This is a genomic window from Streptomyces sp. NPDC088725 (assembly GCF_044751305.1).
In the GTDB taxonomy this organism is placed as follows: domain Bacteria; phylum Actinomycetota; class Actinomycetes; order Streptomycetales; family Streptomycetaceae; genus Streptomyces.
Genome location: NZ_JBIVLO010000005.1, coordinates 653877 through 666854, shown reverse-complemented (window position 1 = coordinate 666854; position 12978 = coordinate 653877). Strand labels below are relative to the sequence as shown.

Below are 12978 nucleotides of genomic sequence, written 5' to 3'. Positions count from 1 at the left end.
CGTGTTCCCGACTCTATCAGATGCTTTCCGTATCCGATCCCCAGTCAGCGGGGCTTGCTTTCCAGGTTCTCGCTTTCGCGTTTCCCTTTCCGGCGTTTCCGACTCTATCAGATTCCGTTGGGCTGTTCTGCCCGGTGAAATCCGATGGCCTTTGGATTGGCCTTTTGCCTTTCGGCTGATCCGACTTTATCAGAAGAATTTCGGCCGATCGAATCGGCCTTCGTGCTCTGAATGACGAATCAGTGGGCTCGACAGAAATGCAATCTCCGTCACGAGCCGCCTAGAGACTAACTTCCGCTCTCGAACTTGTCCAGCTTCGAGGCAACCGTTCGAATCTACCTCCCCGCTCAAGCCGTGTCAACAGCTTTCCTGGGGCGAAGAGGAGACTAACAGGTCAGGGACGCGATGCGCACATCAAGCGGCCACGGGGAGTTCAGCGGTTCGCTCCGTGGTGTCCACGTCTCCCGCCTCGCCCGCTCGTGCCGCTCGTCCGCCCACGACATAGACGTACACAAGGAACGCGACTTCAGCGGCGACACCAATGGCGATGCGTGCCCAGGTCTGCAGGCCGGACGGGGTAACGAAGCCTTCGATCGCTCCCGATATGAAGAGCACCAGCGCAAGGCCTATGGCCATGCCGATCGCGGCACGGCCCTGCCGCGCGAGGGCGGCTCGCCGGGAGAGAGGGCCTGGGTCGATCAGCGTCCAGCCGAGACGGAGTCCCGTGCCCGCGGCAACGAAGACCGCTGTCAGTTCGAGCAGACCGTGCGGAAGGATCAGCCCGAGGAACGTGTCGAGGCGGCCGGCCGATGACATCAGGCCGATGCCCACGCCCAGGTTCAGCACGTTGGTGAAGAGGATCCAGATCACCGGCAGGCACAGAAAGGCCCCGAGGACGAGACACATGGCGGCGGCCTGGGCGTTGTTCGTCCAGACCTGGGCGGCGAAGGAGGCCGCCGGGTGGCTCGAGTAGTACGTCTCGTACTCGCCGCCGGGCTCTGTCATCTGCCGGAGCACGTCGGGCGCGGCGATCGATGACTGGACCTCAGGATGGACGCTGATCCACCACCCGATGACCGCCGCGAGGAGCGTCGACAGCAGCGCGGTCGGGACCCACCAGTGTCTTGAGCGGTATACGGCCGCGGGAAAGCCCGCCGTCAGGAAGCGCGCCGCGTCTCGCCAGCCGGCGCGCCGTGTTCCGGTGACCGCGGCGCGGGCACGGGCCACCAGCTGGGTGAGGCGTCCCACGACCGCCGGGTCCGGGGCGCTGGACTGGACCAGGGAGAGATGCGTGGCAGTGCGTTGGTAGAGAGCGACGAGTTCGTCCACCTCGGCGCCCGTCAGGCGGCCTCCACGGCGCAGGAGTTGGTCCAGGCGGTCCCATTCGGCGCGGTGGGCTGTCACGAAGACATCGAGATCCATGGTCGGCTGCTGCTCCAGGCACTGGACGCGTACGGTCGGTACTGCTCGGGCTCAGGTCGTGTTGCGAAAGCCCCGCCTGGTTCGCTGCCAGCTGGTCATGCTCCGAGCCACGCGCGCGACGCCCTGCCGGTCAGCTTGGCAGACTGAGCCCTCAAGAGGCAGGGAACGTCTGTGAAGGGTGGCACCGGTGAATGAGCTCGTGACGGGCGACGCGGTCGTGTTGGGGCTGCGCCCGGCGAAGCTGCCGAGCCGAACGCTGGCACTCCTGATCGACCTGGTGGTGGCCTGGACGGTCTACATCCTGGTGACCGTCGCAGTCGTCTTCGCGGGCAGCTCGCTGGACGACGCGGCGCTGGCGGCGCTGGCCGTCGCGACGTTCCTGCTGGTGCTGGTGGGCGGGCCGATAGCGGTGGAGACCCTGAGCCACGGGCGCTCGCTCGGCAAGCTCGCCTGCGGGCTGCGGGTCGTACGGGACGACGGCGGACCCATCCGCTTCCGGCACGCGTTGGTGCGCGGGGCGATCGGGGTCATCGAACTCATGATGTCCTTCGGGGTCATCGCCTGTATCGCGTCGCTGGTGTCGGCGCGAGGGCGGCGGCTGGGCGATGTCTTCGCCGGGACCCTGGTCGTACGGGAAAGAGTCCCGGCGACGCGCCTGGCGACGGTTCCGCCCCCGCCGGACTGGCTCGTCGGGCGGTTCGCCGGGCTGGACCTGTCGGCGGTGCCCGACGGTCTGTGGCTCGCGATCCGCCAGTACCTCACCCGGATGGGACAGTTGGACGCCGAGGTGAGCCGGTCGATGGCGGAGCGGCTGGCGGCCGAACTGGTGACCCGCACGGGAGCACCGGCTCCGGAAGGCGTACCGGCCGGCGCGTATCTGGCCGCCGTCGTGAGCGAACGCCAGGCTCGGGACGCGCGCCTCGCCTTCGGGTCGCCTTCCGCCACACAGGCCCCGGATGCGACTTCAGCCCCAATGCCACCTTCGGGGCCGGCCCCTGGTCCGGTGTCAGCCGCTGAGCCTGCGGTTTCCGCTGCCGGGAATCCGCCCTTCACAACGCCACCGCCCGCTCCTGAGGTGCCCCGTCCGCCCTCCTCCGGCTTCGCGCCGCCCGCTTAGGCCCTGTCCGGGTCAGGACAGCGCAGACGGCGGGGTCTCCAGGTCTTCGAGCTCGATGCCGGGGGCCGAGAGCACCACGTCTCCGGCGAGGTGAATCGTGTGCTGCTCGCCCGTGTCCAACTCGCTGACCTGGTACTCGTCCACGATCAGAGGCCCGTTGTCAGTGGCATGCGCTTCACTGTTCTTCAGCGCCCAGGACTGGTCGAGGGTGCGGGGTGCCAGGACCGGATCGGTGAAAGCGACGAGGCGTACGCGCGTCTCGGGAGAAGTGGGGGTGAGGCGCAGGAGACGGGCGACGGCGATGAGGAACGCGGGGGACCTGCCGGTGAAGGCGTGGGCGCGCACATTGCCTTCTGTGGCGTGCTCCCCGGTGGGGTCGGTTCTGACCCAGGTGACGCCTTCGAGTGCGGCGGCGCGGACCTGCCAGTTCGCGGCCTGGAGTTGAAGCCGGATGGGGCGGCCGAGTTCGTCGAGGGCCAGATCGACGGAGCCGGCGGGGTCGCCCGACGGAGCGGTGATCTGTGAGACGTAGCGCCAGCCGGAAGGCCCTGGCGCGCAGTGGAAGTGTTCCTGACCGAGGGGGGTGTGATCGTGCGGATCATGGAGCGAATAACGGCCGCGGGGCATGGGGTCCTTCGGGTCCTCGTGGGTTGATACGGGCCCGGCCCGGGCGCGGGAACAGGCAGACCCCCGACACGGGGGTGCGGGGGTCTGCCTGGTACTACCGGAATACGCCGCCGAACCGCGAACTGCCGTCGGACCGCCGCTGACCGCGCCGGACCTGAGATGGCTGACGGGTGGGTCGACAACCCGTCAGCACTGCTCAGGCCTTCAGCGGGCCCGTCGGTGGGGCCGTCGGCGGTTCCACCGGATCAGTAGCGGTACTGCTCGGGCTTGTACGGACCGTCGACATCGACGCCGATGTAGGCGGCCTGCTCCGGGCGGAGCGTCGTGAGCTTCACACCGAGCGCGTCGAGGTGGAGCCGGGCGACCTTCTCGTCCAGGTGCTTGGGGAGCACGTAGACGTCGGTCGGGTACTCCTCCTGCTTGGTGAACAGCTCGATCTGGGCCAGCGTCTGGTCCGAAAAGGAGTTGGACATCACGAAGGAGGGGTGGCCGGTCGCGTTGCCCAGGTTCAGCAGGCGGCCCTCGGACAGGACGATGAGCTTCTTGCCGTCGGGGAACGTCCAGGTGTGGACCTGCGGCTTGACCTCGTCCTTGACGATGCCGTCGATCTTCGCCAGGCCGGCCATGTCGATCTCGTTGTCGAAGTGACCGATGTTGCCGACGATCGCCTGGTGCTTCATCTTGGCCATGTCCGAGGCCATGATGATGTCCTTGTTGCCCGTCGTGGTGACGAAGATGTCGGCGATGCCGACGACGTCGTCGAGCGTGGACACCTGGTAGCCGTCCATCGCCGCCTGGAGCGCGCAGATCGGGTCGATCTCGGTGACGATCACACGGGCGCCCTGGCCGCGCAGCGACTCCGCGCAGCCCTTGCCGACGTCGCCGTAACCGAAGACGACCGCGACCTTGCCGCCGATGAGGACGTCGGTGGCGCGGTTGATGCCGTCGATCAGGGAGTGGCGGCAGCCGTACTTGTTGTCGAACTTGGACTTGGTGACCGCGTCGTTGACGTTGATCGCCGGGAAGAGAAGGAGGCCGTCACGCTGCATCTCGTACAGACGGTGCACACCGGTCGTGGTCTCTTCGGTGACGCCGCGGATCTCGGACGCCAGGCGGGTCCACTTCTGCGGGTTCTCGGAGAGCGTGCGGTTCAGCAGACGGAGGATGTAGCCGTACTCCTCGCTGTCCGCCGTGGCCGGGTCCGGGGCCGCGCCGGCCTTCTCGAACTCAACGCCCTTGTGCACGAGGAGGGTGGCGTCACCGCCGTCGTCCAGAATCATGTTCGGACCGGCGGTGGGCGTGTTGGGCCACGTCAGTGCCTGCTCCGTGCACCACCAGTACTCCTCGAGCGTCTCGCCCTTCCAGGCGAAGACGGGGACGCCCTTGGGCTCCTCCGGGGTGCCCTCGGGGCCGACCGCGATGGCGGCGGCCGCGTGGTCCTGGGTGGAGAAGATGTTGCAGGACGCCCAGCGGACGTCGGCGCCGAGGGCGACCAGGGTCTCGATGAGGACCGCGGTCTGCACCGTCATGTGCAGCGAGCCGGTGATCCGGGCACCGGCCAGCGGCTGTGCGGCTGCGTACTCCTTGCGGATCGACATCAGACCGGGCATCTCGTGCTCGGCGAGAGTGATCTCCTTGCGGCCGAACTCGGCAAGCGAGAGATCGGCGACCTTGAAGTCCTGTCGGTTGGCGACAGTCGTCATGCGAGCTGCTCCTCGTAAGGGGTGTCGAGGGTGGGTACGTACGGCTGGCTCCACGGCGCGGGCATACGAATGCCCGGGCACGCGCGGCCCGTCCGTCGGAGGCCCTCTCTCCCTCGGCCGGTCCGCACGGGCGGGCCGCCCGACCGCCATCAGCAGCGACGTCTGGCTCTGCACACGAATCTACACCGGTCCGCCCGGCGGGCCACAGCTGATGTCAGAAGACCCAGGTGGGACCAGGGACGCGGAAAAGCAGACGGAGGTGGAGACAGGAAAATAGAGGGGCCGTACGAGGGAGCCGGACGCCCCCTCGTGTCAGGACTTCAGGAGGTTCAGTCGTCGTCGGCGCCGGAGTCGGAACGGGAGTCGGAGGCGGTGTTGGTGTCGGACGGCTCGTGGTCGCCGCCCGGGGTCTTGGCGGGGTTGGTGCCGGCCGCGGCCGCCGCCTCGCTGTAGATGTCCGGCTCCAGGTAGATCACGCGGGCGATCGGGACGGCTTCGCGGATGCGCTTCTCGGCGGCGTTGATCGCGTTGGCGACCTCACCGGCGGTGTCGTCGTGCTCCACCGCGATCTTCGCGGCGACCAGCAGCTCCTCGGGGCCGAGGTGGAGCGTGCGCATGTGGATGATGCCGGTCACGACGTCGCCGTCGACGACAGCCTTCTTGATCTTCTCCACGTCGTCGATGCCCGCGGACTCACCGAGCAGCAGGGACTTCGTCTCGGCGGCCAGGATCAGCGCGATCACGATGAGGAGGACACCGATGCAGAGCGTGCCGATGCCGTCCCAGACGCCGTTGCCCGTGCCGAGGGCCAGGCCGACGCCCGCGAGCGCGAGCACGAGACCGATCAGCGCGCCGAAGTCCTCCAGGAGCACGACGGGCAGTTCCGGGGCCTTGGCACGCCGGATGAACTCCTTCCAGGAGAGCTTGCCGCGCGTGACGTTCGATTCCTTGATGGCCGTGCGGAAGGACAACCCCTCCGCGACGATCGCGAAGACGAGCACCCCGACCGGCCAGTACCAGGACTCCAGGGGGTGCGGGTGTTTGATCTTCTCGTAGCCCTCGTAGACCGCGAACATGCCGCCGATCGAGAAGAGGACGATGGAGACGAGGAACGCGTAGATGTACCGCTCGCGGCCGTAGCCGAAGGGGTGTTGCGGGGTCGCGTCGCGCTTCGCCTTCTTGCCGCCGAGGAGCAGGAGGCCCTGGTTCCCCGAGTCGGCGAGGGAGTGCACGCTCTCCGCGAGCATCGACGACGAGCCGCTGAAGAGGAACGCCACGAACTTGGCTGCCGCGATCGCGAGATTGGCGCCGAGCGCCGCCACGATCGCCTTGGTTCCGCCGGACGCGCTCATGGGTGCCTGGTGTCCCTTCTTCGGTGCACTGACGTGCTGCTCTGTGCTGCGGACGTCTGTGCCGCGGCCCGTTCACCGCGGACCTGTCGCCGCCGTATGGCCGGACATTGTTGCAGCCATTGCTCACGAACGGCGGTTCAGACCACCACTGTGGCGCGGAACACGGTTCCGTCGCCCGCGAGTTGGGCCTGTTCGCCCGCCGGCACGAAAACGGAACCGCCCGGGGTCAGCGCCAGATCGTTCGCTCGGGGCGTGCCCGCCGTGCACAGCAGGATCTGCGGTGTGGCGGCGGTGAGGTCGCGCGGCTCCGCGCCCGGGGCCAAGTCGTACCGGGACAAGCGGAATTCGTCGATGGGGGTGTCGAAGACCTCCTCGCCGGAGGCGGACGCCTCGGGGCGCAGGATGCCCGGTTCCGTCGCCTCGAAGCGCACGACGCGGAGCAGTTCGGGCACATCGACGTGCTTGGGAGTGAGGCCGCAGCGCAGGACGTTGTCCGAGTTGGCCATGATCTCGACGCCCAGGCCGTTGAGGTAGGCGTGCGGGACGCCCGCGCCCAGGAAAAGGGCCTCACCGGGCTGGAGTTGTACGTAGTTGAGCAGCATGGCGGCGATGACGCCCGGGTCGCCGGGGTAGTGCCGCGCGATCGAGACGTACGGGGTGTATTCACCGCCGATGCGTTCGGCGGCCGCGGTGGCCTCCGCGACGGTGGCGGCCATCTCGGCCGGGTCCGCGGTCAGGACGGCGGTGAGGACTTCACGCAGCGCGGCCTCTTCGGGGCTCGCGTGCAGGAGGTCGACGTACGGCTTGAGCGAGTCGACGTCCAGCCGCGCGAGCAGTTCGGCGGCCTCGGCGGTGGCGCGGAAGCCGCACAGGCCGTCGAACGGCGTGAGGGCGCAGATCAGTTCGGGCTTGTGGTTGGCGTCCTTGTAGTTGCGGTGCGGGGCGTCGATCGGGACGCCCCGGGATTCCTCGTCCTCGTAACCCTCCTTCGCCTGCGCGAGGTTGGGGTGCACCTGGACGGAGAGCGGGGATCCGGCAGCGAGGAGCTTGAGCAGGAACGGCAGACGGGGGCCGAACTTGCTTACGGCGGCGGCGCCGAGTTCCGCTTCGGGAGCGGCGTCGATGAGGTCGGAGAGGGCCTGTTCGCCCGCGCCGCGGTCGGTGCCGGACGGGGCTCCCGGGTGGGCGCCCATCCACATCTCGGCCTGGGGCTCGCCGGTGGGGGCGGTGCCCAGCAGTTCCGGAATGGCGGTCGTGGAGCCCCATGCGTAAGGGCGCACGGTGTTGGAGAGGCGGTCCATGGGGTGTGGGCTTCCTTGTGCGTGATGAGGGGTGAGAGCCGGCGGTTCAGGCGTACGCGGGCCAGGAGTTGCTCGTTCCGGGCCGGTGTCGGTTACTCGTTCCGGGCCGCTGTCAGTGTTCCGGGCCGGTGTCGGTTACTCGTTCCGGGCCGCTGTCAGTGTTCCGGGCCGGTGTCGGTTACTCATTCTGGGCCGCTGCCCCCGGCGAGCGTCAGGTACACGGCGGTGAAGTCGGTCACGGCGACCAGTTCGGCGAAGGCTTCGAGATCGCTGCCCGCTTCCGGCTCCAGTTCGCTGACCGCCTTGCCGTGCCCGAGGGCGAGTTCGCGCGCGGTGGGAGCGGCGGTCAGTCCCCCGGCCGGCCGGTCGCGCAACAGGACGGCGCGGGGGCGCAGCGCCCCGGCGTCCTCGGCGCGGTCCCGGAAGAAGTCGTCGGCGGCGCCGCCGCTCGCGATGTCGCCCGCGAGGAGCGTGGCATGCTCGGTGAGCGCCTCGGGAAGCTCGGCGGCGAGTGCCGGGTGGCCGGCCAGCTCGGCCAGTACGGCGGCGAAGCGCCGACCCGCGGGGGCCGCGGTCACGCCCTCGGTCCAGATCAGCGGGAGGCTGTCGGCGAGTTCGACGGCGAGCGTCTTGGCGGGGTTGCTGTACGTGGTGACGGCGGGGCCGCAGCGTTCCGCGGTGTGGTCCAGCCGGTCGGCGACGAGCTGGAGCGTTTCGGCCGGGGCGGTGAGGAGACCCACGCGGTCGAGCAGCGCGAGCAGCGGTACGCCGAGGGCCCAGAAGGCGCCGGGCCCCGCGGCGTTCGCCCGCGCCTCCTCGGTGTACTGCTCGTACGGGGACATCGCCATGGGCACGAGGAGGCCGCGCGACCCGTCGACGCTCTCGCTCAGCGGCGACTGCCCGGGCGCGACGGCGACAACCGTGCAGCCGCGCCGGTACGCCTGCTCGGCGAGGATCGCGAGGCCCGGTTCCGCGCCGTCCGCGGTGGCGATGAGCAGCAGGTCCACGGGGCCGGCCCAGCCGGGAAGCGTCCAGCGCAGCGCGCCTGCCTCTGCGGCGACGCCGGTGGGACGCAACCGCGCGACCGGAGCGGCGCCGCCCGCCAGCGCGGCGATCAGGTCGGCGGCGCCGGACGCGGCGGTCCCTGCCCCTGCCACCAGCACGGCCCGCGGCCGGCCCTCCGGCGCGAGGCGGCCGACCCCCGCCTCGGCGGTGTTCCGCAGAGCGGTACGCACCCGGGCGCCGGCCTCCGCGGTACCCCGGAGCAGCCCCAGACGGTCGGCGCGGGCCAGTTCGTCCGGAGCGTCGAGCAGCGACTCGTCGAGCATGTGATGGGCCTCCGGGAATCCGTCGGTTGCGCGGGGCGGCTACGCGGGGCGGCGCGCTTCGTCGACGAGAAGGACGGGGATGTCGTCCCGCACGGGGTAGGCCAGGCCGCAGTCCTCGCCGGTGCAGATCAGCTCGGGGGTGTCGGCAGCCGTGCGGTCGCTGAGCGGCGCGTGGCAGACCGGACAGGCGAGGATCTCCAGAAGGCCGGCTTCGAGCGGCATGGGGTGGTGTCCCTTCAGACATACGGATCGGGCGCTGCCAGCCTACCGCCGGGTCGGCGTTCGGCGGGGGGCCGCCGTCTGGCAGGGGGGTTGCTGTCCGGCGGGGGGTGCGGTCCGGCGGGGGCTGGCGGGGGGTGCCGTCCGGCGGGGGGGGTGTCGCCAAGCGAGGGGTTATCGCCCAGCGAGGGGTGTCGTCCGGCGCGGAGTCACCGTCCGGCGCGGAGTCACCGTCCGGCGCGGGGTCGCCTTGTCATGGTTGCGGTTGTCGCCGGGTTCCGCGTCGCCATGGCGGCCGGGGCCTTGTGCGTTGCCGTGTCGCCGGGTTCCGCGCGGGTCGGCGTTCGCCGGGGGCGTCGTGCGCTGGGGTTCGCGCCGGGTTCCGCGCCGTCGTGGGCTGGGGTGTGGTGGCTGGTGCTGTCGCCGGGTTCCGCGCAGGGGAAGTGTCCGCCACTGCATGATTTACGGCGTGTACAGGCACAGTGGACACCGAGCCCGCGGTGTCCACGCCGCAAAGTCACGCTTTACGTTCTGGACACCACCCCTCCACGGCCCCCTTCCCACTGCGGACGAGCGGTCGCTCCGGCCGGAAGAGCGGACCGCCGGCCACTCCGGTCGTACGGGCGGTCGCGGCCCCCTTCCACCCGCGGACTACCAGTCGCTCCGGCCGGAAGAGCAGACCGACGGCCACTCCGGTCGTACGGGCGGTCGCGGCACCCTGCCACCCACGGACGACCGGTTCGCTCAGGTGGCGTCTCGGATCAGTGACAGTGCCTCGTCACGCACCCGCGCCATCGTCTCCTCGTCGCGTGCCTCGACGTTCAGCCTCAGCAGCGGTTCCGTGTTGGACGGGCGGAGGTTGAACCACCAGTCCGGGGTCGTCACCGTCAGGCCGTCCAGTTCGTCGAAGGTCACGTCCTCGCGGCCCTCGTAGGCCACCCGTACCGCCGCTGTGCGGGCCGTCTGGTCGTCCACCGTCGAGTTGATCTCGCCCGAGGCGCGGTAGCGGTCGTACGAGGCGACCAGTTCGGACAGCGGGCCGTCCTGGCCGCCGAGGGCCGCCAGGACGTGCAGTGCCGCGAGCATGCCCGTGTCCGCGTTCCAGAAGTCGCGGAAGTAGTAGTGCGCGGAGTGTTCGCCGCCGAACACCGCGCCCGTGCGGGCCATCTCCTGCTTGATGAAGGAGTGGCCGACGCGCGTGCGTACCGGCGCGCCGCCGTGTTCGCGCACCACCTCGGGGACCGACCAGGAGGTGATCAGGTTGTGGATGACCGTGCTGCCCGGGTGCCTGGCCAGCTCGCGCGCCGCGACCAGGGCCGTGATCGCCGAGGGGGAGACACCGATTCCGCGTTCGTCGACGACGAAGCAGCGGTCCGCGTCACCGTCGAAAGCGAGGCCGAGGTCCGCTTCTTCCTCGATGACCCGGGCCTGGAGGTCCACGATGTTCTTCGGGTCCAGCGGGTTCGCCTCGTGGTTGGGGAAGGTGCCGTCCAGCTCGAAGTACATCGGTACGAGGTCGAGGGGCAGGCCCTCGAAGACCGTCGGCACGGTGTGGCCGCCCATGCCGTTGCCCGCGTCCACGACGACCTTCAGGGGACGGATCGCGGAGACGTCGACCAGGGACAACAGGTGCGCGGCGTAGTCGGTCAGGGTGTCCTGCCGGGTGATCGTTCCCTGGCGGACGCCGGGGGCGGGCGGCGCGCCCTCGTCCAGCCAGCCCTCCACCAGCGTCCGGATCTCCGCGAGGCCGGTGTCCTGGCCGACCGGCGCCGCGCCGGCCCGGCACATCTTGATGCCGTTGTAGCGCGCCGGGTTGTGCGAGGCGGTGAACATCGCGCCGGGCAGGTCCAGGTGCCCCGACGCGTAGTACAACTGGTCCGTGGAGCAGAGCCCGATGATCGTGGCGTCGGCGCCGCGCGCGCACGCGCCCTTCGCGAAGCTCGCCGCCAGGCCGGGCGACGAGGGCCGCATGTCGTGGCCCACGACGATCGCGTCCGCTCCGGTCACGTCCACGAAGGCGGCGCCGAAGAGTTCGGCGAGCCGGTCGTCCAGTTGATCCGGGTACAACCCACGTACGTCGTACGCCTTCACGAGCTGCGACAAATCGGCCACGGCCAGCCTCCAGTGGTCAGGTTCCGCTTTCGCCATAAGGTACCTGGCCGGTGCGGAGCCCCGGTGGAACTAGCCCACCGATCCTAGGGAAGCATCCAGCCCAGTACCGGCGTGCTCTGCGCCGTGACGATCAGACACATCACCAGCAGCAGCCCCAGGCTCCACGGCAGCACTTTCCGCAGCACATCGCCCTCCCTGCCGGCGAGTCCGACCGCCGCGCACGCGATCGTCAGGTTCTGCGGGGAGATCATCTTGCCGAGCACTCCGCCGGAGCTGTTCGCCGCGGCCAGCAGTCCGGGCGAGAGGCCCGACTCCCGCGCCGCTGTCACCTGGAGTGCCCCGAACAGCGCGTTGGCCGAGGTGTCGGAGCCCGAGACCGCGACGCCGAACCATCCGAGGATCGGCGAGAGGAAGGCCAGTCCGGCGCCGGCCGCCGCGACGAAGTAGCCGATGGTGGCGGCCTGTCCGGAGAGGTTCATGACGTACGCGAGGGCCAGTACGGAGGTCACGGTGAGGATCGCGTACCGCAGTTCGCGCACGGTCGCGCCCCATTCACGTACGGCGTCGGGCGCGCGCACACCGAGGACCGCGGCCGCGAACAGGCCCGCGACGAGTACGAGTGTGCCGCCCGTCGCGACGAGCGGCAGGGAGAAGACGTTGGAGCCGACGGGTTTGCCCGCCGGGTCGGCGACATCGAGGAACGGCCAGTCGAAGGTCTGCGTCGCCTTCGCGAACAGGTCCTTGACCGGGGGTAGTTGGGCGAGGGAGAAGATCACGACGATGAGGGCGTACGGGGCGTAGGCGCGCACCACTTCGCGTCGCGGGTCCTCGCCGTCCAGGTCCTCGCTCCTGACTCCGGTGAGGACGGCGGCCCGTACGGGTTCGGCCGCGGGCCTGCGGGCGGACGGCACGGCCACCAGCGCCGCCGCACCCACCAGCGAGGCGGCGATGTCGGCGAGTTGGGCGGAGAGGAAGTTCGAGACCGCGAACTGCGCTGCGGCGAAGGCGATTCCGCAGACGAGCGCGGGCACCCAGGTCTCGCGCAGCCCGCGGCGGCCGTCGACGAGTCCGACCAGGATCAGCGGTACGAGCAGGGCCAGCAGCGGCGTCTGCCTGCCCACGACCGAGGCGACGGTGTCCAGGGGCACCCCGGTCACCTGGGCGAGTGTCACCACCGGGGTGCCCATCGCACCGAAGGCCACGGGCGCGGTGTTGGCGACGAGCGCGACGACCGCGGCCCTGACCGGATCGAATCCGAGCGCGACCAGCATCACCGAGCAGATCGCGACCGGCGCCCCGAAACCGGCGAGCGCTTCGAGCAGCGCGCCGAAGCAGAAGGCGATGACGAGCGCCTGGATACGCGGGTCGTCGGAGAGACGTCCGAAGGAGCGCCGGAGGATGTCGAAGTGCCGCGTGCGGACCGTCATCCGGTACACCCAGAGGGCGTTGACGACGATCCACATGATCGGGAAGAGGCCGAAGAGCACGCCCTGCACCCCGGCGGAGAGGGTCTGGCCGATCGGCATTCCGTACGTGAACCACGCGACCAGCACCGCGACGGCGAGGCCGACGAGTCCCGCGAGATGGGCTTTCATCCGGACGACGCCCAGCAGGATCAGTACGGCGGCCAGCGGGAGCGCGGCGACGAGGGCGGACAGGGCGAGCGAGTCGGCGACGGGTTCCAGTTCCTGCACGAACACGACAGACCTCCGGATTCCGCGATACGGAAACTGATCCCTCAGTGAAGGAATGGTCGTGCCCATGCCAAGAGCGGGTCAATGCCCTGTTCGGGATCCG

The 12978-nt window shown here is 69.9% G+C and carries 10 protein-coding genes; 1 reads left to right on the top strand and 9 read right to left on the bottom strand.

Going from position 1 to position 12978, the window contains the following annotated elements:
• Window positions 1–414: 414 nt before the first annotated feature.
• Window positions 415–1422, bottom strand: a complete 1008-nt coding sequence (locus ACIP6N_RS16360) for a stage II sporulation protein M (protein ID WP_401816153.1) — start codon at window positions 1420–1422, stop codon at window positions 415–417.
• A gap of 187 nt (window positions 1423–1609) precedes the next feature.
• Here ACIP6N_RS16360 and ACIP6N_RS16355 point away from each other — a divergent pair, with 187 nt between their 5' ends.
• The gene (locus ACIP6N_RS16355) at window positions 1610–2539 is read left to right on the top strand and encodes an RDD family protein (protein ID WP_401816151.1); all 930 of its coding nucleotides are present in this window, start codon (window positions 1610–1612) and stop codon (window positions 2537–2539) included.
• Between the two features lie 12 nt (window positions 2540–2551).
• Here the strand turns inward: ACIP6N_RS16355 and ACIP6N_RS16350 are convergent, their stop codons facing one another.
• The 8 genes from ACIP6N_RS16350 to ACIP6N_RS16315 form a co-directional block, all read right to left on the bottom strand.
• Window positions 2552–3166: a hypothetical protein gene (locus ACIP6N_RS16350; RefSeq protein ID WP_401816149.1), complete on the bottom strand. Its 615-nt coding sequence runs from the start codon at window positions 3164–3166 to the stop codon at window positions 2552–2554.
• Between the two features lie 245 nt (window positions 3167–3411).
• Entirely contained in the window at window positions 3412–4869 is a 1458-nt protein-coding gene (ahcY, locus tag ACIP6N_RS16345; protein WP_401816147.1) for an adenosylhomocysteinase, read from the bottom strand.
• Window positions 4870–5198: 329 nt separating this feature from the next.
• A complete protein-coding gene (locus tag ACIP6N_RS16340; RefSeq protein WP_401816145.1) occupies window positions 5199–6221 on the bottom strand; it encodes a cation diffusion facilitator family transporter in 1023 nt (340 codons plus the stop codon).
• Between the two features lie 137 nt (window positions 6222–6358).
• The gene (gene manA / locus ACIP6N_RS16335) at window positions 6359–7522 is read right to left on the bottom strand and encodes a mannose-6-phosphate isomerase, class I (RefSeq protein ID WP_401816143.1); all 1164 of its coding nucleotides are present in this window, start codon (window positions 7520–7522) and stop codon (window positions 6359–6361) included.
• Window positions 7523–7704: 182 nt separating this feature from the next.
• Window positions 7705–8850 carry an SIS domain-containing protein gene (locus ACIP6N_RS16330; protein ID WP_401816141.1) on the bottom strand — a complete coding sequence of 382 codons (1146 nt, stop codon included), beginning with the start codon at window positions 8848–8850 and terminating at the stop codon, window positions 7705–7707.
• A 39-nt stretch (window positions 8851–8889) separates the two neighbouring features.
• Window positions 8890–9072, bottom strand: coding sequence for a Trm112 family protein (locus ACIP6N_RS16325; protein ID WP_401816139.1), 183 nt, complete (start codon window positions 9070–9072; stop codon window positions 8890–8892).
• Window positions 9073–9813: 741 nt separating this feature from the next.
• Complete coding sequence (locus tag ACIP6N_RS16320; RefSeq protein WP_401816138.1) at window positions 9814–11181, bottom strand: phosphomannomutase/phosphoglucomutase; 1368 nt, start codon at window positions 11179–11181, stop codon at window positions 9814–9816.
• 83 nt (window positions 11182–11264) lie between these two features.
• Complete coding sequence (locus ACIP6N_RS16315) at window positions 11265–12881, bottom strand: L-lactate permease (RefSeq protein WP_401816137.1); 1617 nt, start codon at window positions 12879–12881, stop codon at window positions 11265–11267.
• Window positions 12882–12978: the final 97 nt, after the last annotated feature.